This is a genomic window from Paenibacillus sp. DMB5 (assembly GCF_001517085.1).
Classification (GTDB): domain Bacteria; phylum Bacillota; class Bacilli; order Paenibacillales; family Paenibacillaceae; genus Paenibacillus_AQ.
In genome coordinates this window covers 168,782-194,667 of sequence record NZ_LRAC01000163.1, presented here as the reverse complement: position 1 = coordinate 194,667, position 25,886 = coordinate 168,782, and the positions used below count along the sequence as shown (strand labels likewise).

13 protein-coding genes and 4 pseudogenes are annotated in these 25,886 nt (G+C 52.1%); 14 read left to right on the top strand and 3 right to left on the bottom strand.

The features are described from left to right. Positions 1–411: 411 nt before the first annotated feature. Positions 412–597 carry a hypothetical protein gene (locus AWJ19_RS30605; RefSeq protein ID WP_068729186.1) on the bottom strand — a complete coding sequence of 62 codons (186 nt, stop codon included), beginning with the start codon at positions 595–597 and terminating at the stop codon, positions 412–414. Between the two features lie 289 nt (positions 598–886). Between AWJ19_RS30605 and AWJ19_RS30600 the strand changes: the two genes are divergently transcribed. Then, positions 887–1,609 (top strand): GntR family transcriptional regulator, encoded by a 723-nt coding sequence (locus tag AWJ19_RS30600; RefSeq protein WP_068729184.1) that lies wholly within the window; start codon positions 887–889, stop codon positions 1,607–1,609. A gap of 41 nt (positions 1,610–1,650) precedes the next feature. Here the strand turns inward: AWJ19_RS30600 and AWJ19_RS30595 are convergent, their stop codons facing one another. Then, positions 1,651–3,042 carry an MEDS domain-containing protein gene (locus tag AWJ19_RS30595; protein WP_068729182.1) on the bottom strand — a complete coding sequence of 464 codons (1,392 nt, stop codon included), beginning with the start codon at positions 3,040–3,042 and terminating at the stop codon, positions 1,651–1,653. Positions 3,043–3,347: 305 nt separating this feature from the next. Here AWJ19_RS30595 and AWJ19_RS30590 point away from each other — a divergent pair. From AWJ19_RS30590 to AWJ19_RS30550, 7 genes and pseudogenes are all read left to right on the top strand, one after another. Continuing rightward, positions 3,348–5,731 (top strand): annotated as a pseudogene (locus AWJ19_RS30590) (phosphoketolase family protein). A gap of 167 nt (positions 5,732–5,898) precedes the next feature. After that, positions 5,899–7,630: pseudogene (locus AWJ19_RS37050) on the top strand (serine hydrolase domain-containing protein). Further along, positions 7,609–7,791 carry a hypothetical protein gene (locus AWJ19_RS30570; RefSeq protein WP_068729176.1) on the top strand — a complete coding sequence of 61 codons (183 nt, stop codon included), beginning with the start codon at positions 7,609–7,611 and terminating at the stop codon, positions 7,789–7,791. Before AWJ19_RS37050 ends, AWJ19_RS30570 begins: the two are co-directional and overlap by 22 nt. Before the next feature lie 264 nt (positions 7,792–8,055). Continuing rightward, positions 8,056–8,889: a PRD domain-containing protein gene (locus tag AWJ19_RS30565; RefSeq protein ID WP_068729174.1), complete on the top strand. Its 834-nt coding sequence runs from the start codon at positions 8,056–8,058 to the stop codon at positions 8,887–8,889. Positions 8,890–9,006: 117 nt separating this feature from the next. Then, a pseudogene (locus tag AWJ19_RS30560) lies at positions 9,007–10,913 on the top strand (beta-glucoside-specific PTS transporter subunit IIABC). A 653-nt stretch (positions 10,914–11,566) separates the two neighbouring features. Further along, positions 11,567–13,030 (top strand): 6-phospho-beta-glucosidase, encoded by a 1,464-nt coding sequence (locus AWJ19_RS30555; RefSeq protein WP_277815850.1) that lies wholly within the window; start codon positions 11,567–11,569, stop codon positions 13,028–13,030. A gap of 120 nt (positions 13,031–13,150) precedes the next feature. Then, a complete protein-coding gene (locus AWJ19_RS30550; RefSeq protein ID WP_068729170.1) occupies positions 13,151–13,438 on the top strand; it encodes a hypothetical protein in 288 nt (95 codons plus the stop codon). A gap of 672 nt (positions 13,439–14,110) precedes the next feature. Here the strand turns inward: AWJ19_RS30550 and AWJ19_RS30545 are convergent. Continuing rightward, a pseudogene (locus AWJ19_RS30545) lies at positions 14,111–16,152 on the bottom strand (beta-galactosidase). A 193-nt stretch (positions 16,153–16,345) separates the two neighbouring features. On the opposite strand from AWJ19_RS30545, the gene AWJ19_RS30540 reads away from it, so the two are divergent. The 6 genes from AWJ19_RS30540 (at position 16,346) to AWJ19_RS30515 (ending at position 25,844) form a co-directional block, all read left to right on the top strand. Continuing rightward, positions 16,346–17,314 (top strand): sugar ABC transporter permease, encoded by a 969-nt coding sequence (locus AWJ19_RS30540; RefSeq protein ID WP_068729168.1) that lies wholly within the window; start codon positions 16,346–16,348, stop codon positions 17,312–17,314. A gap of 15 nt (positions 17,315–17,329) precedes the next feature. After that, positions 17,330–18,217: a carbohydrate ABC transporter permease gene (locus AWJ19_RS30535; protein ID WP_068729166.1), complete on the top strand. Its 888-nt coding sequence runs from the start codon at positions 17,330–17,332 to the stop codon at positions 18,215–18,217. Between the two features lie 42 nt (positions 18,218–18,259). Further along, positions 18,260–19,897 carry an extracellular solute-binding protein gene (locus tag AWJ19_RS30530; RefSeq protein WP_068729164.1) on the top strand — a complete coding sequence of 546 codons (1,638 nt, stop codon included), beginning with the start codon at positions 18,260–18,262 and terminating at the stop codon, positions 19,895–19,897. Between the two features lie 91 nt (positions 19,898–19,988). After that, positions 19,989–22,361, top strand: coding sequence for a helix-turn-helix domain-containing protein (locus AWJ19_RS30525; protein WP_068729162.1), 2,373 nt, complete (start codon positions 19,989–19,991; stop codon positions 22,359–22,361). Between the two features lie 91 nt (positions 22,362–22,452). Continuing rightward, the gene (locus tag AWJ19_RS30520; RefSeq protein ID WP_068729160.1) at positions 22,453–25,152 is read left to right on the top strand and encodes a hypothetical protein; all 2,700 of its coding nucleotides are present in this window, start codon (positions 22,453–22,455) and stop codon (positions 25,150–25,152) included. Next, positions 25,149–25,844: a DUF1961 family protein gene (locus AWJ19_RS30515; protein ID WP_068729158.1), complete on the top strand. Its 696-nt coding sequence runs from the start codon at positions 25,149–25,151 to the stop codon at positions 25,842–25,844. The genes AWJ19_RS30520 and AWJ19_RS30515 overlap by 4 nt, the downstream gene beginning before the upstream one ends. Positions 25,845–25,886 lie beyond the last annotated feature (42 nt).

The window sequence follows — 25,886 nt, the reverse complement described above, 5'->3', positions numbered from 1 at the left end:
CTCTCTGTTCGGACATTTTTCCCATAGTGCTCATCCTCCTCATGTATTAAGTCTACATTTTTGTGGGGGAGGACTCCAACTATATTAGGGGGCTGTGGAGATCAAAGGGAAAAATCCCTTAGATTTGGCTGCAACGGGCTCAAACGCCGAAATGAAAGGGAAAAATCCCTCTGATTCGGCAGCAACTAGGCTCAACCGCCGAAATGAAAGGGAAAAATCCCCTTTCTTAAATGAATGAAGGTAACTAGTCTTAAGGTTTCTGACGAGGTTAAGTTGTGTTCAAGGTAACCGGTGGACGGTGTGAGGTGTGATGTGGTTAAAGGGACTCACAAGTATGGGCATTACGTATATTAACCTAGTCTTATCTCATTCGCACGTTGATAACCGCTGTTTTCGCTTGCGGGACGCCGTTTAGTCTTCCAACTGCTCCAGCTCATCCTCCAGTCCGGCCAGCTTTTTCCGGATGGCGGCTGCAAGCTCCGTGTCGCCGGCTTGTTCAGCCTGTGCTAATGCGTCCTGAGCTATGCTGATCTGATACTCCAGATAGGTGTAATCCGATGAAGCTCCGGTGCGGGCTGATCGTTGCGAATAGGTCATAATCTTATACCTCCTTTTTTACATAGCAGGATCGTTCCTGGCTGACGCCATTAGTATGTCCATATTACTAGCTTCCGGGGATATGCTCAACCTGTGAACGATCAAGAGCTATCGCAGCTGCTTAGCCATCTGCACCAGATAGAACAGCTGCAGCAGCCCGATGTTCCCGGAAAGCTCCACTGACCGGTACATGAAACATAGCCTTTATGTATAAACAGTGCGCTGATTATGATATATTTAACATTAAGCTTTACGAAGTGACAGCAACAGACCTGAAAGGGAGTACTTCATGACACAATTTGTTTACAAGCAGATTATTGATGACCTCAAAATGAAAATTTTTGCCGGAGAATATCCGGATATGCGCCTGCCGGATGAACGGACGCTCAGTGAAGCCTACCAGGTCAGCCGCAGCTCGATCAAACGGGCGCTCGCCAAAATGGAGAGTGTCGGCATTATTTTCAAAAAACGGGGCTCAGGCACCTTTATCAATCCCTTGTACATAAAAAATGAATCCATCTTCAATTATGAAGGCTCCAATCTGGGAGTTACCGACAATTTCCAGATGCACGGAACGAAACCCAAAGTCAAGGTGCTGAGTTTCGAGGTTATTCCACCGACCAAGGAGCTGCAGCGGGATTTGTTCCTCGGGCCCCATGATTTTGTGTACAAAATCGTCCGGCTCCGGCTGTTCGACGATGAACCGTTCATGATTGAAACAGGCTACATCCCGATCAAAATTGTCCAGGATCTCAACCAGACGATTATTGAAGGCTCGATCTTTAATTATCTTGAGGATTCGCGCAATCTCGCTGTCACCAAATCATTCCTGTCTGTTTTTGCAGAGCCGTCAGAATCCGTTGACCAGGAGCTGCTGCACCTGGCGCCGAATGAGCCTGTAAGTATCATGGAAGGGATTTTCTTCCTCGATAACGGCACTCCGCTTGAATTCTCGCATATGAGATTCCACTACAAGTACTTGAAATTTAATACCTTTGTATCGGTTCACTAAAAAATAGAGGCCCGGGAATATTCCCGGACCTCTTATTATTTTTAGGAAAGAGTAGAATAGCTGCCGAACTCCGCAGTGAAAAGAATCGTCGTACCGGTTATCTCCGGGTCTGCAGGACCGAGGCGGATGTCCCCGTTCATCAGTTCAACAATCCGCTTGCATATGGCCAATCCGAGGCCTGTGCCTTCAGTCTGCCGGGTTTTACCGGTATCAGCCCGGTAGAAAGGAAGAAACAGCTGGCTGCGCATCTCCTCAGGTATGCCGGTGCCGGTATCCTGAACCGAAAACTGCAGCCGGATTGTGTCTTGAGCAGCTGCGATAAGGAGTACAGTAACAGAAATCTTCCCCGCCTCTGTAAATTTAACGGCATTCCCCAATAAGTTAAGCAGAACCTGCCTGAGCCGCCCGTCATCCCCGATGAGGATTTCTGGAATATCAGAATCAATCGACAAGTCTACCTCCAGCTGTTTGTTCCGGATATCTACAGTAAGCAGCTCCAGCGTCTCCGCAATGGATTCCCGCACACTGAATGCTTCAGCCAGCAGCTGTCCGAAACCGGACTCCAGCTTACTGTAATCCAGAATATCGTTCACAATCCGCAGCAGAGACTTCCCGCTTCTCTGAATAGTGGCAACGTACTCCTTCTGCATATCTTCCAGCGGCGTTGCCGCGAGCAGTTCGGCCATACCCAGCACACCGTTCATCGGTGTCCGGATCTCATGATTCATCATGGCGATGAATTCATTTTTGGCCTGGTTAGCCATTTCCATGGCTTCCTTTTCAATAAGCAGATGCTTTTGTTCATTCAGCAGCTGCCTCTGCACGGACAGGGAAGGGAAGATGACTTCTTCCGTGGCACGATGCTTATAGAGAGGCGACTTGTAAAACTCGGCATCCGTCATCACATATTCATGCTCTCTGAGAAGCCCGGTCTGCAGGGATGCAGAGATGGCATGTGCATTATAGGCGCAGACAGATACCATCCCATATTCCCGTACAAAATCGGCTGTCTGCCGCTCATATGCCATCAGATTTTCCCGGATTGTTTGCTCATCATGCTCTCCCCAGGTCATCACATTGGCCCATGTACGGAGAGAGTAGTCTTTATGTTGAATCGTCGCTGTTATTTTCTCGAAATGAGATACAATATGCTGGAAGTTGAAATCCCCCCGTGCTCCGTAATACTCCACATTGTTAGCGTAATGAAGATAATGAAGGCTGCCGGACAGGCTGCCGCTTCTCAGCTTCTCCAGAATAGCGTAATAAACGTCGCTCTGCTCAATAAGCAGAATGTGATGCCCATGCTCAATGGCGGTTTCGATATAAGATAGAGCATTATCAACATAACGATCAAAATTCTCAAACAAGTAAATAATATGTCCCCCGTCAGTAATGCTAGTCCAAGAATTTAACGTTATTGTCTGTTTGCTCATTCCATAACTCCTCAGTACTACTAATTTTAACTATAACTATAAATGAAAAATATACCTTCGTCACTTATATCCCAGTTTAATCCTAATTTAAATAGGAAATGTAATGTTAAAAAATGAAAAAACACATAACAACCGATAGTTTTCCCTGACAATTACCTGTACATTTCATACTATGTTCAAAATTTCACAAAATTGGACCGTATCACTTGTCTAAAAGGTTGTATTTATTTTTTTCAGAGGTATGATGTACCTGTAGAGAAAAAAGATTGGTAATTATAAATACAATCATTTAGGGAGTGGAGAAAATGGGATTATCGACCATGAATGTTGATTACTCATCAAAAACGTATCTGAAGAAGCTGGATGCTTACTGGCGGGCAACGAACTATATTTCCGTAGGACAGTTGTATTTGAAAGACAATCCGTTGTTAAGAGAACCGCTGAAGGATGCTGATGTCAAAATCAAACCAATCGGGCACTGGGGAACGATTCCCGGCCAGAACTTCATTTATGCCCATCTCAACCGCGTGATCACCAAATATGATCTGAACATGTTCTATATAGAAGGACCGGGCCACGGCGGCCAGGTTATGGTATCGAATTCCTATCTGGACGGCAGCTACACCGAAATTTACCCGGAAATTACCCAGGATATCCCCGGTCTCAAAAAGCTGTTCAAGCAGTTCTCGTTCCCTGGCGGCGTAGCTTCCCATGCTGCACCTGAAACGCCGGGATCTATCCACGAAGGCGGCGAGCTTGGTTATTCCCTGTCTCACGGCGCCGGTGCGATTCTAGATAATCCGGATCTGATCTCGGCAGTAGTTATCGGAGACGGCGAGGCTGAAACCGGACCGCTGGCCGCATCCTGGTTCTCCAACCGCTTCATCAACCCTGTTACAGACGGCGCTGTACTGCCGATCCTGCACCTGAACGGATTCAAGATCAGCAACCCGACGATCCTCTCCCGCCAGTCACGGGAAGAAATCACGGCTTACTTCACCGGCATGGGCTGGGAGCCGTTCTTTGTAGAAGGGGAAGATCCGGAGCAGATGCACCCTGAAATGGCCAAGCACTTGACACCATCGTGGAAAGAATTGCAGCCATCCAGAAAAATGCGCGTGAAAATAACGACCTTACCCGTCCTCTATGGCCAATGCTTGTCTTCCGTTCCCCTAAAGGCTGGACCGGACCTGCCCAGTGGGATGGCGTACCGAACACCGGCTCGTTCCGGGCCCATCAGGTGCCGATTCCAGTGGACCAGAAGAATATGAAGCATGCCCCGGCGCTGCTGGACTGGATGCACAGCTACAGACCGGAAGAGCTGTTTGATGAAAACGGCCGCCTGTTTGCCGAAATTGCCGAAATTCTGCCTACAGGCAACAGACGTATGGGGATGAATCCTGTTACGAATGCCGGCAACCTGATCAAGGATCTGAATCTGCCTGACTTTGCCGACTATGCACTGGACAATGCTGTCCCGGGTCAAGTGGTGGCACAGGATATGGCCGTTCTCGGTAAATACCTGAAAGAGGTTGTCCTGCGCAACGAGCCTAATCGCAACTTCCGGATCTTCGGGCCGGATGAAACGATGTCCAACCGTCTCGCGCCGGTGTTTGAAGTAACCAAACGCCAATGGCTGGATCAGGTTATTGAACCAAACGATGAATTCCTGGCTTCCTACGGACGCGTGATCGATTCCCAGCTGTCGGAGCATCAGGCAGAAGGCTTGCTGGAAGGCTATGTGCTTACCGGACGTCACGGCTTCTTCCACAGCTATGAAGCGTTCCTGCGTGTGGTGGATTCGATGATTACCCAGCACTTCAAATGGCTGCGCAAGGCAACCGATCAGGGCTGGCGTGCCGACATCCCGTCTCTGAATGTTGTGGCAACTTCGACCGTATTCCAGCAGGACCATAACGGCTACACTCATCAGGACCCGGGTCTGTTGGGCCACCTGGCTGACAAGAAGCCGGAATTCATCCGTGAATATCTGCCGGCCGATGCGAACTCCCTGCTGGCTGTATTCGACACTGTGCTGAACGACCGCCAGAAGATCAATCTGATCGTCTCCTCCAAGCATCCGCGTCCGCAGTGGTTCAGTGTGGCAGAGGCACAGGAGCTGGTTGATAAAGGGCTGAAGATTATCGACTGGGCAAGCACAGACAAGGGCGGAGAGCCTGATGTGGTCTTTGCTTCCGCAGGTACAGAGCCAACCATTGAAAGCTTGGCGGCGATCTCCATCCTGAATGAGAAATTGCCTGAGCTGAAGATCCGTTATATCAACGTAGTGGACCTGCTGAAGCTGAGAAGCCAGAAGCTCGATCCGCGCGGCCTGTCCGACGAAGAGTTTGATCAATTTTTCACAAAAGACAAACCGGTCATCTTCGCTTTCCACGGCTATGAAGGCTTGATTAAAGACCTGTTCTTCGACCGTCACAATCACAATCTGCATGTGCATGGCTACCGTGAAAACGGCGACATCACCACTCCGTTTGATATGCGCGTGCTGAATCAGATGGACCGCTTCGACCTGACGAAGGAAGCTGTACTGAGCCTGCCGGAGTCCGCCGAGCATACTGCCATCGCAGCTGAGATGGATGCCATGGTCAAGAAGCACAATGCCTTTATCCGTGAAGAAGGCATCGATCTGCCGGAGGTTGAAAGCTGGGTCTGGAAGGGCTTGAAATAAGGTTTGTATATTGAGTTGAAGGCCTGCTCCCGTGTTGGGGGGCGGGTTTTTCTTTTGTTATTAAAGGAAAAATTTCGCACCATATTTCTGATTGAAACGTAGTAGCAGTTATACGCACTAATGGAATTGTTTTACTCTAATTCCAGTATTGAAAAAGGAGGCTCTACATGAACCTGAAAAGTTTGTTTGCCTTATTAAAGCCGCCTGTTATCTGTCTGACGGCTATTTTATTACTGCTGTCTGCCGGATTACCTGCATATGCGGCAGAAGGAGGCGTATTGCCGGTCAATGATGAAAGCCCTTCCGGAATCAGGCTGTCTGCACTTGAAGCTGTGATCGATACTTTTTTTACTCCTGCCCGTAAGGTAACTACTGCTGCCGTGTCTGTTGCCGTCGTCAACAACGGCGGGACTATTTTTAACAAAGCTTACGGCTTAGCAGATGTGGAGCACAATATCGCCGCCGATACGGACACGGTGTTTGAATGGGGCTCGTCACGAAGCTGCTGGTCTGGACGAGTGTGATGCAGATGGTGGAACAGGGTAAGCTGGATTTACGGACGGATATACGGGAGTATCTGCCGGAAGGCTTTTTCCGAAAGCTGAAATATGATGAGCCGATTACGCTGCTGAATCTGATGCATCATAATGCGGGCTGGCAGGAGCGGTATACAGATTTATTTTATAGACAGGAAGATGATGTTCCTGATCTGAAAGAGGCCCTGCGTATAGCTGAACCCCGTCAGGTCTATAAACCAGGTACAGTATTGGCTTACTCCAACTACGGTGCGTCCCTGGCCGGCTACATTGTTGAACGTCAGAGCGGACAGCCATTTATACATACGTTAATGAGCATATTTTTAGGGTGCTGGGAATGGAGGACACTTCCGTTCACCCGACGCTGCAGGACAATTCTTCCGTTGCCGCTGCAAGAAGCAAGGTTCAGGGCTATACAGCAGAGCGGGAGTTGATCGAGAATAACAGGACTTTTCTTGGTATGTATCCGGCGGGCGGTGCTGTCAGCACCACGGCAGATGCTGCAAAGTTCATGGCCGCACTTATCCCGCCGGCAGGCAGCAAAAGTCCATTATTTCAAAGTAATGCAACACTTGAAGAAATGCTGAGGCCAAGCCTGGCATATGAAGGCACTGATGTGCCAAGGATGGCCCACGGATTTTTTGTGAATGAGCATGCAGTCCAGACGCTGGAGCATGGCGGCAATACACTGGCTTTTTCGAGTAACTTTGTAATCGATCCTGTTTCCGGTTTCGGGATAATTGTGATGACTAATCAGAAGAATGAGGGGCAGTATTGCCAGGGGCTGGTTGATAGAGTCTTTGGCACTTATACTCCGGAAGCTTACAGCGGCGAACTGCCGGACAGCTCAGAAGTAGAAGGGACTTACATACGCGCGCGCCGGGTCATTCACGGGTTCGGCAAAATGATCGAATATCTTAATCTGGCCTATATTGAACCTGTTAATAAACGGGTCTCCAGCTGGAATGGTGATCCCTCCAATCAATTTGCACCTTATGCCTACACCAAGATTCACACGTCGGGTATCGACTATTTTATTAGGGATGATCAGGGGAAGATTATCAAACTGTCCAATATGTATGCGGATTACCTGCCGCTTACCGGCTTCTCCGCTCAAAGCATCGGAATATCGCTCATTGTCCTTGGGCTGGGTGCTTTTATTACGCTGTTTACACTTATCAATCAATGTATCCGCTGGCTGATCCGCCATTTTATGAGAGTAAAGAAGCCGGCGCCCGGGTTGGATAAATATTATATGTGGGTTAATATAGCCGGTCTCATCTATCTCTTGAACAATACGATTATGTTTTTCCGGGCTATGAATACACAGCCTACTCCGGATTGTATGTTCATTTTGCACTGAATATTGTCTATGTTCTGCTGGCTGCCGGATATATTGTGTTACTGCTGCTGAAGCTGCGGCACTCGAACAGCAGAAGAATGAGGAAGGTATTGTACGTGCTGTCCGGCCTGTCGGCTGTATTGTTCAGTGCGCTGATCATCGGGTGGGATTTGTACTTTTAGTATGCAGGGCGGATGCATAGTTCAGACTTCGGCTGGTTAAAATTAGGTTACAGCAGACCACGCAGGGGAGATAGGGAAGCAAGGAAGCAGCCTGAAGGTGACCGGAACATTTTTAAAGTGATGGTTGACACCGTTTTCAGCTTGTGCTAAATTGTTTCCGAGGCTTGTTACCGGTAATGCGGGCAAAACCACAGTGGAAATGATTCTGTCATATCCATTGTTGTTTTGCCCTTTTTTGATTCCTCAAACACAGGTGGGTTTATAGTGATCATCAAACAAATTTTTAACAACAACATCGTCAGTACGCTTGATGACAAGAACCAGGAGCTGCTTATCCTCGGCCGGGGTATCGGTTTCCAGTTCAAGGCAGGCGACACTATTGACGAAGGGCGGATTGAAAAAATCTTCCGTCTGCAGGATTCCTCGATCTACGAGCGCTTCAAATCGATTGTTACCGAGGTGCCGATTGAAATTCTGCAGGTAACGGATGATATCGTCAGTCTTGCCCGCATGCAGCTGAATAAGCAGATCAGTGACGGGATTTATGTATCACTGTCAGATCATATTAACTTTGCTGTACAGCGGATGGCGCGGGACCAGATTGTCCGTAACCCGCTGTCGTGGGAGGTGCAGCACTTCTATAAGGCTGAGTACGATGTAGCCAAGGAAGCGCTGACGATTCTCAGGGAGCGGCTGGGGATTGATTTTCCCAAGGATGAAATTTGCAATATCGCCCTGCATTTCATTAACGCTGAAGTTAATGATTCGATGAACGATGTGACACATCTGATGCAGCTACTGCAGGAGATTATGAACATCATCAAATATCATTTCAGTGTGGATCTGGATGAGGACAGCGTCAACTATTTCAGATTCATCACACATCTCAAATATTTCTGCCAGCGGGTGATAACCCATTCCAGTCATGATGACACGGAGGAATATCTGTACGAGGTTGTCCGCAAGAATTATCCGGAGACGTTCAAGTGTATCATCAAGATCGAAACGTTTATTCTCAAAAACTATGATTATGTCATGACGCATTCCGAGCAGCTCTACCTGACACTGCATCTGGAGCGGCTGATGAAAAGTAAATAACCAAGGGCTTGTTACTGTTCAGTCAGGCAAAACCCGGATGAGGCACGGTACGCGTAAGAGCGCGGAGTCGGTGTGTTCGTTCGGGTTTTTTATATGCCAAAAATAGGGGGAAGTAAGATGAAACATCAGGAAACGGCACAGCAAATCGTCCAGTCCGTGGGCGGGGTGTCCAATGTAAATTCAGTTTACCACTGCGTGACACGGCTGCGTTTTGAGCTTAAAGACAACAGCAAGGCCGATCAGGCCGCGCTCAAAAAGCTGGATATGGTCATGGGCACCAACATCTCGGGCGAGCAGTTCCAGGTCATCATCGGTAATGACGTGCCAAAGGTTTACGATGAGATGGTGAAGGCTTACCCGGCGCTCAAGCAAAGCGGTGAGGGCAGTAAAAAAGAGGATGGAAAGAAACAGAACGTCATCCTGAAGATTTTTGAAACGATCGCAGGCGTGTTTGCGCCAATGCTTCCGGCTATCACAGCCGCAGGTATTCTCAAGGGTCTGCTGGCCCTGTTCGTAACGCTGGAATGGCTTACAACCGGAACGGATACGTACCGGATTCTCTCGGCTATCGGTGACGGTGTGTTCTACTTCCTGCCAATTCTGATTGCCTTCAGCGCAGCCCGGAAATTCGGCAGTAATCCGTTTATTGCGGTTGGAGTAAGCGCGGCATTGATGTATCCGGACATGGGGGCGTTATTGTCGAGCGGCAATCCGGTTGCTTTTCTGAACATTCCGGTTACTGCCGTATCCTATGCTTCGTCGGTTATTCCGATTCTGCTGGCCGTATGGCTGCTCTCTTATGTAGAAAAGACGTCGACCGTTTCATCACGCCATCGCTTAAGCTGCTGCTCGTTCCGTTAATTTCGCTGCTTATTATGGTTCCTGTAACGCTGATTGCAATCGGACCGCTGGGAACCTTTATCGGTGACGGCCTGTCCGGAGGCATAAACTGGCTGCTCAATGAAGGCGGACTGATCTCCGGCATCGTCCTCGGCGGCGCGATGGCCCTGATTATTATGACGGGTATGCACTACGCGCTGGTTCCGGTTATCATCAGCAATCTGGCTACGCTTGGGTTCGACAAATTCCTGCCGCTGACCTACATCTCTAATATGGGACAGGCTGGGGCGACTCTGGGCGTATTCTTCCGGGCAAAAGATAAAAAACTGAAATCCGTAGCACTCTCCACCAGCTTTACCGCGCTTATGGGTGTTACTGAGCCAGCTATGTATGGTGTGAACATGAAATATAAAAAGCCGTTCATCGCGGCAATGATTGGTAGTGCGGCAGGGGGCGGCTTTGCGCTGGCCTTTGGAGCCAAGGCATACGCACTAGCCGGTAACGGCGGTATCCCGGGTCTTCCGGGACTGGTCGGCCAGACATTCTGGTACGCTTTTGGCGGGATGGTTATCGCCTTTGTAGTCGGCGCTGTCGTTACAGTGCTGCTGGGAATCCAGGAAGAGGCGGATGATGCTGCACAGATTTCAGGCAATATTGCTTCCAAACCTGCTAATGAAGCACCGCAGTCTGCCGCTCCGGCAGCGGTTGAAGTAGAAACGGCTTCTGCATCTGCAGACAGCACGGCTTATGCTCCCATGAGCGGTAAGGCGATTCCTCTGAAAGAGGTTAACGATCCTACCTTTGGTGATGAGCTGATGGGCAAGGGGATTGCCTTTGTGCCGGCAGTCGGTGAGCTGGTATCTCCGGTCAGCGGTACAGTAATGAACGTATTCAAAACCAAACATGCCCTGGTCATCCGTGATGCGAACGGCATGGAGCTGCTGATCCACGTCGGCATCAACACCGTTAAGCTGCGCGGCCAGTTCTTTGAAACGCATGTGCAGACCGGTGATCAGGTGCAGGCCGGCGACAAGCTGCTGACCTTTGACCTGGAGCAGATCGCGCAGAATTATGATATTACTACCGCGATGGTTGTTACAAACACTGCAGACTATAAGCAGATTCTCCCGATTAAGCTGGGACCGGTTGGTTTTGGTGAGCCGGTGCTGCGGGCGGAGCTGTAGGTAAGACGTTAAGTCGTATTGCGTACAGCATCATTAGAATTAACAGTAGCTGGGCTTGCAGGACCCACATCCGCGAATAATTCGGGAATTTCCCGGGCAATTAGATCAATTTTATAGTACTTAACCGGGGATGGATTTGCAGGCGCAGCAGATCCAGAGCACTTTATACAAAAAAATATTATATAGATTGATTTTGAAAACTTAAATTAAGGGAAAAGTGGCGGAGGAGAATTTTGGAACTGGAGGAACGGAAGTGTCCGCCTTTATGTTTGGATGTTACGGCCTATATTGAACTTGAAAATTAAGTTAAGGGAAAAGTGGCGGAGGGGAATTTTGGAACTGTAGCAGCGATAGCGACCGGCTGAAAGCTTTTCGCAGAGAAGCTAGCTCCGGAAGCATGAACTGTCTGCGGATTTCCACTGCGAGCAGCGGTTAAAATGAAGAAATCTGCAGACAACAGCGGCCGGAAGTCCAAACATTCTCTGGAGTCACGGCTAATCCCAAAACGGAAAATTCAGCAATTCGATCTATATAGTAGCAGTTAAATCCAAACATAACAGCGGCCGGAAGTCCAAATATTCCTGGAGCCACGGCCAACCCCGAAATAAAAAGTTATCAATTCAATCTATATAAAAACCAAGGAGATGAGCACATTGAGCATACAGCAAGGGTTTCCGGAAGGTTTTTTGTGGGGCGGCGCGATCGCGGCCAATCAGGCGGAGGGTGCTTTTGATGCGGACGGCAAAGGGCTGTCCACCGCGGATATGGTGCCTTATTTTAAGAAAAAAGACTATACCAACCTTAAAGAGCTGATGCATGTCACCAGCGAATCCATTCAGCGGGCAATGCAGCACACTACGGCTGAGGGGTATCCGAAGCGTTACGGAATTGACTTTTACCACCGTTACAAGGAAGATATCGCTCTGTTCGGCGAGCTGGGCTTCAAGGTGTTCCGGATGTCGATTAACTGGGCGCGTATTTTCCCTAATGGGGATGATGCCGAGCCGAACGAAAAAGGGCTGCAGTTCTATGACGATATGTTCGACGAGATGCATAAATACGGGATTGAGCCGCTGGTTACCATGTCCCACTATGAAATGCCGATGTCGCTGGTGCTGAATTATGGCGGCTGGAGAAACCGGAAGGTGATTGCTTTTTATGAGAAGTATGCAGAGACGGTGATGACCCGTTACAAGAATAAGGTTAAGTACTGGCTTACTTTTAATGAGATTAACACTACCGTCATTGAACCGTTCACCGGCGGCGGTGTGGTTGAGGATACAGTCGATAATATCCGCGAAGCGTCTTACCAGGCGCTGCATCACCAGTTCGTGGCCAGCAGTCTGGCAACGAAAAAGGGCCGTGAGATCAATCCGGACTTCCGCATCGGCTGTATGCTGGCGCGCATGATTCACTATCCGGCAACCAGCAGTCCGGAGGACGTGCTGCAGGCACAGGTGGACAACCAGCTCAATCTGCTGCATACGGATGTGCAGGCGCGGGGGAGTTATCCTCCGTTTGTGAAGCGGTATTTTGCTGAAAATAACATCAATCTCGTTGTAGAGCCGGGAGACGAGCAGCTGCTGCGTGAGCATACCGTAGATTTTATCTCCTTCAGTTACTATACTTCGCTTATCTCAACGGTAGATCCCGAGAAATACGGTGTAACCGGCGGCAACCTGTTCAGTACGGTGAAAAACCCGAACCTGCAGGTGACCGAGTGGGGCTGGCAGCTTGATCCGGTCGGCCTGCGTATCGTGCTCAAAGAACTGTTCGACCGTTACCAGCTTCCGCTGTTCGTTGTTGAAAATGGTCTGGGGGCAAAAGATAAGGTGGAAGAAGACGGTTCAATTAATGATGACTACCGAATCGACTACCTGCGCAAGCACATCACACAAGTTAAGGAAGCTGTTCTGGACGGCGTTGACGTGATGGGCTACACCAGCTGGGGAGCGATTGATATTATCAGCGCCTCAACCTCTGAAATGTCCAAGCGTTACGGAGTGATCTACGTGGATCAGGACGATGAGGGCAATGGCACGCTGAACCGGTTCAAAAAGAAAAGCTTCTACTGGTACCAGAAGGCGATTGCCTCGAATGGTGCGAATCTGGATTAATATCGGGGTAGTGTGGTGCGGGAGTTTCGCTGCAGATTGAGCTGTTGTAGATCAGATAAAGAGCTGTTGCCAAGCAATTAAAGAGCAATTAAAGAGCAATTAAGAGCAATTGATGAGCTAATGAAGAGCATTGATAGAGCTATTGAGCTATTGAAAGAGCCATTAACAGCCTTGACAGAGGCATTGCTTAGTCTGTTGTTTGGCATTAGTCTACTTAAAGTAGAAGACCTTTTAACTGCAGTTTGTACAATTAAAAACGGTACATTCCTGTTGTCCCGCCATATAAGTGTATTCTGTACAGCTATATTTGCCCGTATCGGCCTAAAGTGGGGTTATGCGGATATTTTAATTGTATGGAATACACTTATATGTGTTTTCCGTGCCAAATGTGCTGCTTTAGTTGTATAAAGCGCAGCTATGTAGATTGGTTGGTTGGCAGGAATGATCTACAGGGTATGCCTGAGCAAGCTAAGTGGAAAATCGTCATCTAATTCTGCTCCAACTCCCCGGAATGAGGTTGTTAGTTGGAAAAACGACACTTAGTTCTACTGTATCTACGCTAAAGTGGGTTAACGGACAGAAATAGATGCTGTTTATCCACCTAATTAGAGAGGAAATTAATAAATAGTGGAAATAAGTGGCGAAAATCCAACTAGATTTCGGGGAGCCGTAAGTTCGTGAGTATGCGAACAGGTAGAAGTAAGTGTGAGGGTAGACGTATGTGTAAGAGTGGAAGTTGAGTAACTAAGCATTAAGCATTAACCATTACTTACAACATTTAAAAAAGCAGTATGCAGCGGAATAAATCCGGCTGCGTACTGCTTTTTTTTTGCGATTTAACGGGTGCGGCAGGGATGTGGAGCCAACTCAACTGAGCGCGACGAGCACGAGCATGTACGACCAAGTATGTGGGACATATGTGGGACGAGTGTGTGACGGCAAGCATGTGCGATCAAACGAGAGCGCCCGTTTATGTACAGCCAACGCGCACATCCCCATTCCTATGTACGGGATTCCGTACACCGGGTCTTATTGCAGCATTACCCGCTCCCGAATGATTCGCGATATAGCGCCGCGCCCTTATTCCTCCAGCGCGATGAGCCGGTATTCATACGGCCCCAGTGTCAGCGGGCCGGCCGGCACAGCCCCGCCGGCCAGAACATCCTGCCCGCTCCGCGGCAGGGTAACCCTGCCCCCGAGACCGTCCATGTTCACGACGGTCCACAGCTCGCTGCTGCTGCTGCGCCGCGGGCACACCACCGTGCCCGCGGTGACATCGCTGCGCAGCGTCACCCCGGCCCGGCCGGCGTAATGCCCGATCAGCGCCTGCAGCAGCTGATCGCCGTCCTCGCCGGCGGCAAAGAGCCGAGCATGACGATGGCCCCGCGGCCATACGGCTGCTCGGTTACAAAGGCCAGGCCCGGCGTCCGGCCCTCCGTGATCTCGCCGATCACGGAAGCTCCGCCGGGCAGCGGCTCAAACACCGCGCTCCACAGGGACAGCGGCGCGGACAGGCCGAAGGCCTGCCCGATGCTGCCGGTTCCCTCCATCGGGTAGACGTATTTGGTATGCACGCCTGCATACCGTTCCAGCTCACCCAAGGCCGCATCGGTATGCAGGGTGTGCTCGGCTGTGCGGCCCCCGCTCAGCGGGCCGGCGATCCAGATGCCGCCGGCCTTGGCGAACGCCAGCGCTCTCTCCGTAAACTCCGGCGACAAATAATGCACAAAAGGGGTGAACAGCAGCTTATAGCCGCTGAGGCCGCCGCCTTCGGGAACCAGATCGCGGTGAATGCCCATGTCCACGATCCGCTTATGGAAATCGCCCAGCAGGGAGCGGTAATTCAGTTTCCGGTGCGGCTCTGTTGCAAGGAAAGCCTTTGTCCGGTCCGAATAGGTGACCGCAACCTCTGCCTGCACCGGCCGGGTAGCCAGCATATGGGGCTCGATGGCCAGACGGGCCTGCGAAGCGGCCCGGACATTATCGAAGCCGAGCGCCGGATCACCCCAGGCACTGAGGATGGAACTGTGGGTCTGCTCGCTGCCGGTACGCTGCTGCCGCCACAGCCAGTAGCAGAAAGCTCCTGCTCCAAGCGCATAAGCGGATACGGCTTCAGCAATCAAGTACCCATCCGGATGCGGCTGTCCGTAGCTTGTAAGAGATCCGGCGTATGCGGGGCTAGTCTCCATCAGCCAGAAATCCTTGCCGGGCTTGAAATTGCGCCACAGATCACAGTTCAGCAGATAGGCGTGCCGGTTGGCCTGGGAAGCATAGGTGTCATATGAAGCGAAGTCCAGCTCCTTGAACAGCTGCTCATTGTCGACGTGAAAGGCAACGCTGCTGTTATGCGTAATGGGAACATCCGAATACCGGCGGAGAATGCTTGCCTGCTCTGCCGCAAATTCAGCGATTTTCTCCATATGGAACAGCCTGTACATCGTAACAAGGGAGGAGTTATGCAGGAAAGGAGTAGCCACCGGCTGCGGCACCTGCTCAAATGTCTGATAGGTATGGCTCCAGACAGCGGTTCCCCAGGCCTCATTCAGCCGGGCTATGCTCCCGTAGCGCTGCTCCAGCCACTTATGCCACAGCCCCTTACAGGTACCGCACATGCATTCAGCCACATGTGCTTTGAATTCGTTGTCGAGCTGCCAGGCTGCAAGACCGGGCACCCGGCCCAGCTCCCGGGCCAGATGTTCGGCAATGATAGCGGCCCGCTGCCGGAAATAAGGGTTGTTCGTGCAGATATGCTGACGCGACCCGTGGCTCATAACGGCCCCGTCCGCCCGGACGAACAGCCGCTCGGGATGGCCGTGTGTCAGCCATATAGGCGGCGTTGCCGTCGGAGTACACATAATGGTGTCGATGCCATGGTTATACAGCTGGCGGACATGCTCGGCAAACGGGCGTACATCGATAACATCCTCCTCGGGCTCCAGCTCCGACCAGATGAACTCGCCCATGCGGACCAGATTAATCCCGGCTTCCTTCATGAGCTCAAGATCGGCCTGCCGCTCAGCCTCCCCCCACAGCTCGGGGTACCATGCGGCGCCGTAATACAATTTATGCTTCACTAAGCATACCTCCAGGAGATTATAATGAGGGAATTGATCTTCCGGCATCATAGATGCTGCCTGTCAGGCCGGCAATAGTAAAGTTTTGCCGGCTTTGCACTTTTTTGAAGCGGATTGTACCCGGGCTGAAGCAGGGCAATCCAAAAAGTCCGATTGCCGGAAAAATCTGCCGCCGACATAATGGGAACCGTAGCCCCCAGAAGGCAAGACGGGGCTGCATATTCAATCGGAGGTGAATGTAATGAAGCAAGGAGCGGCAATCGGAACAGCTGAAATACATGCTGCTTCAAATTACCGCAGCAGACGGGAGGTATTCTTTAGACGCCTGAAGCGTGACAAATGGCTCTATATCCTGCTGACCCCGGGACTCCTGTATTTTCTGCTGTTTAAATACGTGCCTATGTGGGGAGTACTGCTCGCTTTCAAAGATTTTCAGCCTTTCCTGGGCTTCTGGAAAAGCGAATGGGTAGGGTTGGAGCATTTCCGCACGTTTTTCCAGAATCCGGATTTCTTCATGCTGCTGCGCAACACGCTTGTCTTGTCTCTTCTGAATCTGGTGTTCTTTTTTCCGGCACCGATTATCCTTGCGCTGCTGCTGAATGAAATCAGGTTGTCCTTCTATAAACGGACAATCCAGACGCTGATCTATGTGCCCCATTTCATTTCCATGGTTATTGTCGCGAGTATCTCCTATGTATTCCTGACAACTCAAGGCGGGGCAGTCAATGAATTCCTGTACACGGTTACAGGAAGCAAAATCGACTTTCTGGCCGATCCGAACTGGTTCAGGCCGCTGATTATCCTGCAGACGATCTGGAAGGAATGCGGCTGGGGCACAATCATTTTCCTCGCTGCGCTGGCCGGTGTTGATGTGGAGCAATATGAAGCTGCAGTGATGGACGGGGCGAGCCGCTGGCGGCAGATCTGGCATATCACATTGCCGGCAATCCGCAGCACCATTGTCATTCTGCTGATTCTGCGGATGGGGACCATTCTGGACAACGGCTTTGAGCAGATTTATCTGATGATGAATGCGCTTAACCGTGAAGTGGCCGAGGTGTTTGATACCTATGTGTACGCACTCGGGATTACCCAGGGGGCATTCAGCTACAGTACGGCGGTCGGGCTGTTCAAATCGGTTATCGGCGTTGTGCTGGTACTCGGTACCAACTGGCTCGCCAAGAAGTTCGGCGAATCGGGACTTTATTAGAAGGAGGCTGCGTGCGTGGTTAAGAAGCAATATCGAAGCGCCGGAGAGGTTACTTTTGACGTATTCAACTATTTAATACTTGGAATTATCGGAATCGCGGCCATCCTGCCGTTCCTGTTTGTGGTCGCCGGTTCGTTCGCGACGGAAGCGGAAATTACAAAGCGTGCGGTCTTCCTGATTCCGACAACGATCTCTTTTGATGCTTACAAATTCATCTTTTCTACAGATACGATTGTCCGAAGCATAGGGGTGTCGTTATATATAACGGTGATCGGGACCCTTGTTAATCTGTTCTTCACAGTAACCATGGCGTACCCGATGGCCAAGCGCTATCTGATGGGCCGCAATCTGTTCCTTAATCTCGTAATTTTTACCATGCTGTTCGGGGGCGGCATGATTCCCACCTATCTGGTAATCCGTGACCTCCACCTGCTGGATACCCTGAATGCCTTGATTCTGCCGGGGGCGATCAGCGCCTTCAATCTGATTATCGTCAAAAACTTCTTCCAGGAGCTTCCGATTGAAATGGAGGAGGCGGCGCGGATCGACGGCTGCAGCGAGCTGGGTCTGCTGTGGAAAATCGTACTGCCGCTCTCGAAGCCGGTGCTTGCGACCTTTACTCTTTTTTATGCCGTCGGACACTGGAACAACTTCTTCTCTGCGCTGCTATATATCAATGATCCGTCCAAGTGGCCGCTGCAGGTCATGCTGCGCCAGATCGTTATGCTGTCCCAGTCGGCAGCCGGCGATTTAAGCTCCATGGACCCGAATTTTGTACAGCCGCCGGAGCAGTCGATCAAAATGGCAGTTATCGTGGTCGGTACACTTCCGATTATGTGCGTCTATCCGTTTCTGCAAAAACACTTCGCCAAAGGGGTGATGCTGGGTTCGGTTAAAGGTTAAAAAGGTAAACATGTTATGCTAACAAATAAAGGGAGGCCAATCATGAAAAATCAAAGTTCAAAAGGAAAGAGTTCCATTAAATTCAAAAAGCGGTTGTTTACACTACTGTCAACAATTATGATTGTAAGTGTGATGTCAGGCTGCGGAAGCAACGGCGGAAACAATAATGCAGCAGGAACAAACGGGGCTGCAGGCAGTGAAGGAACAGCCAAGCCTGAAACAACAGCGGGAGCAGAAGCAGAGAAACCGCTGGATCTGACGCTGATGCTGCCGATTTTTAAAACGAATTATCCGAAGGATGACAGCCCGGTTGCGGCCAAGCTGGAGGAGCTGACGGGTACGAACATCCATTTTGAATGGGTGCCAAATGCCTCTTATACCGATAAATTCAACATTACGCTTGCTTCAGGCAAGCTCCCCGATATTATTTATGTAGGCGATGTTAAGGCTTCAAGCTTTGTAAATGCAGCAAGATCCGGCGCTTTCTGGGAGGTTGGACCTTACCTGAAGGATTATCCTAACCTGAGCAAGGCCAACCCGGTTATTTTGAACAACTCGGCCATTGACGGCAAGAACTACGGGATTTACAGAGGCCGGGCGCTGGGCCGCAACGGTGTCGTATTCCGCAAAGACTGGCTGGAGAAGCTGGGGCTTGCGAATCCGCAGACCGTAGATGAATTCTACAATATGCTGAAAGCGTTTAAAGAGCAGGATCCGGACGGCAACGGCAAGGACGACACTTACGGCATGGTAATGGTGAAGTGGACAGGCGGCTGGGCCAGCGGCTTCGATACGATCAAGCTGTGGTTCGGCTCCCCGAACAGATGGGGTGTACAGGATGGCAAGCTCGTTCCGGAGCATGAATATCCTGAATATTTGGAAGCGCTTGAATTTATGAAAAAGCTGTACGACGAGAAGCTGATTAACTCCGACTTCGCGGTTATGGACAGCTCCAAATGGAATGATCCGGTTGTGAACAACCAGGCAGGTGTTATCGTCGACGTAGTGGACACTGCGGCCCGTATTGACGACAAGATCCATGCTGCACTCCAGAAAGAAGGTAAGGATGAGCCTGACCGTCACTACATGGATGTCATGGGCGGCGTTACTGGAGCAGACGGACAGCTTCACACACTCCCGACCTCCGGTTTCTCCGGTATGCTGGCTATTCCGAAGTCTTCCGTCAAAACCGAGGATGAGCTGAAGCGTGTGCTGGCCTTCCTGGACCAGGTGAACGACGGGGATCTGCAGACACTGCTCGGCTACGGGCTTGAAGGTGTTCATTACAACCTGGTGGATGGCTTTGTGGAACGTTCGGCTGACACCGTCCTGCTGGAATCGGAAGTGGAAGGGCTTAACCAGATGATCCCTTATATTCCTGATGAAAATGCCAAGGACGCGAAGCAGATTAAACAGACTCCACTACGGGATAAACAGACCAAGGTGCAGGAAGAAAATAAAGCAACCATTGTCGTCAATCCGGCTGAAGCGCTGATCTCTACCGTTTATACGCAAAAAGGCTCCCAGCTTGATAATGTCATCAACGATGCGCGCATCAAGTATATTGTCGGACAAATTGACGAGGACGGCCTGAAAGCAGCCTTTGATGTATGGCGTAAGACAGGCGGGGACGATCTGGTAAAAGAAATGAACGAATTGTACGCAAAAACGGCTAAATAGCATCCGGCCACGCTCCATGCACCGGCCGGAATAGCCTCATTAACGCCGCAAGGCTGCAATGCAAAACTATGAATTCGGCTGGTGAATACACATGGAGAATACAACAACAGCAGTGAAACGAAAGGGCTACAAGCGGATATGGGCGGGCCGTAAAGGCCGGTATTACCGCAATAATCTGATTATTGTGCTGATCGTCTCGTCCATTCCCGGCCTGATTATAGGATTGCTTGTATATTGGATGGCAGGCGGAAGCCTGGAGGAGGAGCTGCTCGAAATGCATAACCGGCAGATCGAGCAGCGTGCCGCCAACATTGATGACCAGCTGTCCAATCTGGAGTTGATGCTGGCCCACTGGGCTTTTGATCCGAAATTCGACTACAGCCTGAAGAATATGGACTTTACCATGAACCACGAGCGGGCCTGGGATATCACCAAGACGCTGGTGGTCATGCAGGGCTCCAATTCCATGGCACGGCAGGTGGAGCTTTATCTGGCCGGAGACCGTCCGGTGCTGTTTAACACGGAGTACGGTACGGTCACTTCAGGCGGGGCTGCCGTTTACGAAAAGCTGATGAAGACCGAGCAAAGCACCTACTGGACAGAGCTGGCTTTTGATCCGGCCAAGCCCCAGCAAAAAGAACTGACACTTGTGCACCATATTCCCGGCGGCAGCCTTGAGCCGTTCGGGGTATTGCTGCTGCGGATGGATACGCAGAGGGTCTCGGATATGCTGCGGACCATGACTCCGTATAACAGCGGAGAGGTTTATATGCTGCAAAAATCAGGCGGTCTGTTCATTTCCGGGAGCGGTACTGGCGATGCCGCCACGCCATTTGTCAACTCGCTGCAGGCGGCGATTGAAGCAAGGGGCAGCGGAGACAGTACATCGTTCCTGTACGACTTGGACGGGGTCACCTATGCGGTGACTTACGGCGACTTTTCCCGGATTGCCAGTGAGTGGATGTATGTATCGGCTTCGCCTATTTCCAGCATAACCTCTCCGGTGGTGGAGCTTTCCCGGACCATTATTATGGTCAGCCTGAGCGCTTTGCTGCTTGCAGCTGTCCTGTCGTGGATTGCTTCCCGTAAAATCTACTCTCCCTTCCGCCGCCTGCTGCAGACGCTGCTCCCCGAGCATGACGTCTGTGAAGGCCGGGAGGATGAGGTAACACTGATCGAGCGGCACTGGCAGAATCTTCACGGGCAGCAGAATGCCCTGCAATATACGCTTTCGGAGCAGCTGCCTCATGTGCAGCGCAGCTTTCTCCACCAGCTGTTCCAGGGTTATTTATATGCTTTTTCCGAACAGGAGCTGCAGAGCCGGATGAAGCAGTATAAGTGGGAGGTAGAGGACTGCGTCTTTGTGGTGCTGTACATTCAGCTCACTGGCATCTCCAGCCTGGAAGGCAAGTTCCGCAGCGGTGACGAGAGTCTGGTGTCTTTTGCGGCGGTGAACATCATTACAGAACTGGCCACAGAGCATTTCGAGCGTGCCGAGACCGTTAATCTGCACAATCTTACAGCAGGCATTCTGCTGATCGGACCGGGAGGCGCTCCGGAGACGGCAAGGGTGCAGGCTTTCGGCGAAGAGCTGGCGGCCACGATCAACCGGATGCTGAAGCTGCAGGCTACCGTGGCCTACAGTGCGCCGATCGATAGCATCTCCGCGATTCCGCGGTCCTTTGAAGCAGCCAAGCAGGCAGCCAGCCACCGCAGATACGGGGGCGGTAACCAGGTAGTCAGCCTGGAGCAACTGGAGCGGGAAGGAGAGGGCGCCCATATGCCGCAGTATTCGTTTACACTGGAACGCGGACTGATTCAGGCGCTGCGCACCGGCGAGGCGGAGGAGGCGGACCGGCTGCTGGAGGAATTCCTCGCCACGCTGTCCGCTGACGGCGCCAAGGTTATTGATGTGCAGCAGGGCATGCTGCATCTGCTCGGTGCAGTACAGCATGCGGTGCTGGAAGCAGGAATTGCGCCGAACCAGCTGTTCAAAGGCAGGAACCTGTATGCCGGCCTGTCACAGATCCATGAGCCGGGCATGATCCTGCCCTGGTTCCGCGATCATGTGGTTTCGCCTTTCCTGAAGGAGCTGTCTGAGCGTTCCGACGCCGGGATCCGGCGGACGATTGACCAGGCTATGCTGTATATTCAGGAGCACTATATGGACAATATCTCGCTGGACAGCTGTGCGGATTATACGGGCACCAGCCCCTTTCTGCTCAGCAAGTCCTTCAAGCGGGTTACCGGACAGAATTTTATTGATTATTTAACCGGGCTCAGAATTGAAAAAGCGAAGGAGCTGCTGCGCGACACGGACCTCAAAATGAACGATGTTGCGCTGCAGGTCGGCTATCAGCAGAGCTATTTTAACCGGATATTCAAAAAACAGGAGGACATCACACCGACACGCTACCGTGAGCTTAGCCGGCATGAAGGGCAGAAGGATGCGGAAACCCGGTAAAGGTTTACATTGGATGCCGCAATGTGCTGAATGCCCGCTTCCAGCATCCCAACCGCCCGCTATGTGATGCTCCGAAAAGGAGATGACAGCTTTGTCTTCAGCCTTGCCGATCCATTTACACTGGCTGAATCAACCCGCATCGGCTGCGGGAGTTACTTGGGGAGTTCCCTGGACCAAAGGAGAGCTGAGCCGCGAAGGGCTCTCTGCACTATATCTTGGCAGCCAAGGCGGTAACTCCCGCCTGCCGCTGCAAAGCCGTCCGGCCGCTTATTGGCCGGACGGCAGCATTAAATGGTCGTTACATTCTGCGGTCTGCCCGGAGGGCAGCGCGGAAGGGTACATGCTGGAGCGGAATTCGGAGCCGGGAGAGGTCCAGTACGCAGCAAAGGTATCTGTTCAAGATACAGAGGATGCCTTCGTTGTGGACACTGGCGCTATTGTATGTACCGTGGAAAAACGCGGTGCGGAGCTGGTCTCGCGGATCATCCGCCGGGGGCCGGCAGAGGATATCAAGGCAGAGCAGGGAAGGCCGGATGGTAATTCCGGATATTCCGGAGATATAAAGGATTCTAATGCAGAGGCAGAGCATCTGGTATGCAGCGGAAGCGAGCTGGTCTGTGTCCGGGAGCAGCGGGATATGCTTAGCGGTGCGCTTACCCTGCGGCAGGAACGGTTCACCGGCGAGACCCGGCAGGCTGAGCTGGAGGAGGCGGGGCCGCTGCGCGCCGTTATCCGGCTGGAGGGAAGACACCGCAGCCGCAGCGGCGCCGGGGAGTGGATTCCCTACACGCTGCGGCTGTATTTCTATGCCGGGCTCGAGACGGTCCGGCTGGTGCATACCTTCCATTATGACGGTAATCCGCACCAGGATTTCATCAAAGGGCTGGGTATCTCATTCAAGGTACCGCTCAGCGGCCCGCTATACAATCGCCATATCCGGTTCACAGGCAATGAAGGCAGCTTCAGCGAGTCGCCCAAGACACTCCATACCCGCAGAACCAAAGGCAAATATGCGGAGCTGTTCGCGGCCCAGCTGGAGGGCCGCAGACTGCAGTTTGACCCGGAGGAGGATGCTTATTTCACCGGGCTGCTGCGGGATTCGGCAGTTTGGGACAGCTTCCGTCTCGTTCAGGACTCTTCCGAGCATTATACAGTTCATAAGCGTACCGGACCGGACTGTGTCTGGATCAAGGGAGCGGAAGGCCGGCGTGCCGGAGGGCTTGGTTATGTCGGTTCAGAGTGCGGCGGGCTGGCCGCCGGAGTGAAAGACTTCTGGCAGAAGCATCCTTCGGGTCTTGAGGTAAGTTGTGCTTCCGGCGATGAGGCCATGCTGACCGTCTGGTTCTGGTCGCCGGAGGTGCCAGCCATGGACCTTCGCCACTATGATACCAAGACGCATGTGGAGTCCTCGTATGAAGGTGCCGAGGAACTGCGGGCTACCCCGTACGGCATTGCCAACACCAGTGAGCTGACCCTGTGGTGCACTTCGGGAACACCGGATCCGGCCGGTCTGCAGCGGATGCAGCTCGAGGCCGGCCAACCACCCCTGCTCGTCTGTGAACCGGAGTATTATCACCGCAGCCGGGCATTCGGGTTATGGAGCCTGCCGGACAGAAGTACACCTGCCAAGGCTTATCTGGAGGAGCGGCTGGACGGAATAATTTCCTTCTACCAGGCGGAGGTGGAGCAGCGCAAATGGTATGGCCTGTGGGATTACGGCGATTTCATGCACAGCTATGATCCCGTGCGCCATGTCTGGAACTATGACCTCGGCGGCTGCGCCTGGCAGAATGCGGAGCTGGTGCCGAATATGTGGCTGTGGGTGAGCTTTCTGCGGACCGGGCGCGCTGACATTTTCCGTATGGCCGAGGCGATGACCCGGCATACGAGCGAGGTGGATGTGTATCATTTCGGGGAGTATGCAGGCCTCGGCTCGCGGCATAATGTCGTGCACTGGGGCTGCGGCTGCAAGGAAGCGCGGATCGCGATGGCCGGCCTGCACCGCTATTACTATTATCTTACCGGCGACGAGCGGATCGGCGACATCATGGACAGTGTGAAGGATGCCGACTATACGACCGTTACGCTGGACCCGATGCGGGCTTATTTTCCCAAGGATGAATTTCCGACGCATGTGCGGGTTGGCCCGGACTGGGCGGCGTTCAGCTCCAACTGGATGACAAGGTGGGAACGGTACGAGGAGACGGCTTACCGCGACAAAATATTGACGGGGATAGACTGCATTAAAGCAGCCAATCTGCGGCTGATTTCCGGCCCAACCTACGGCTATGATCCGAAGACCGGCATCCTCAGCCCGATGGGCGATGATAACTGGGGCCGTCATCTGGCAATCTGCATGGGCGGGCCGCAGGTGTGGTTTGAGCTGGCCCTGATGCTGGAGGACCCGGAGTGGGAGGATATGCTCGCTGAGTTTGGCGTGTTCTACAATCTGCCTCAGGAAGAAAAGGATGCTTATGCAGGAGGAGCGATTACAGGCAAGCTGCGGTTCGAGCATCCTGTGCTGAGTGTCGCCATTGCTGCTTACGGGGCCTGGTATAAGGATGACCGGGCAACGGCTGACCGCTGCTGGAACATCCTGCTTGAGAATCCGTTCGGAGCCGTCAATCTGCAGGAAGAACAGACGGTGGTCACTTACATGGAACAGCTGAACGAAATCGGCTGGATGAATACCAATGAAGCCTCCCAATGGTCGCTCAATACGATCATTGCGCTGGAGCTAATTGCAGAAGCCTTGCCGGAGCGGGAATCTGTGAAGGGGGCGGAAGAATGACAGTACAGCAGCATGCGGCGCTGATCCCGGAGCAGTGGCGGGAGATCTACCGCAATACTCTGGCGGGCCCGGAGCAAACGGCCGGTTTCCGGATGGAGGGGGACGGTGCTGTAAGCTTTCCCATGGGCCGGTTACGGCTGGAGAGCACAAGGGATGCCTCGGAGGGGCAGAAAGCTAATGTTGTATTCTGGTGCCCCGAGGTTTTTCCGGCGGACCTGGCAGTGTCGTGGACATTCCGGCCGCTGCGCGAGCCGGGACTGGCCATACTGTTCTTCGCTGCCTCCGGTGCCGGGGGCAAGGATCTGTTTGACCCGTCGCTGCCGGCGCGGACAGGGGAATATGACCAGTATCATCACGGGGAGATGAATGCTTTTCACATTTCGTATTTCCGGCGGATGTGGGAGGAAGAGCGGTCGTTTCACACCTGTAATCTGCGCAAAAGCTACGGCTTTCATCTCGTCGCGCAGGGGGCTGATCCGCTGCCGGATGTGGCCGATATGACCTCGGCTTACGAGATGCTGGTAGTGAAGCAGGGCGCTGCAGTAACTTTCGCCATCAACGGACTGCCGCTGCTGCGGTGGACTGATGACGGCTCGTCCTATGGTCCGCTGCTGGCCGGCGGCCGCATCGGCTTCCGGCAGATGGCGCCGCTGATTGCAGAGTACAGTGATCTGATTGTGTATGCGCCCTGAAAGGATCGGAAGCGCCGGACGCGGGCGCATAGTAAGAGGCGG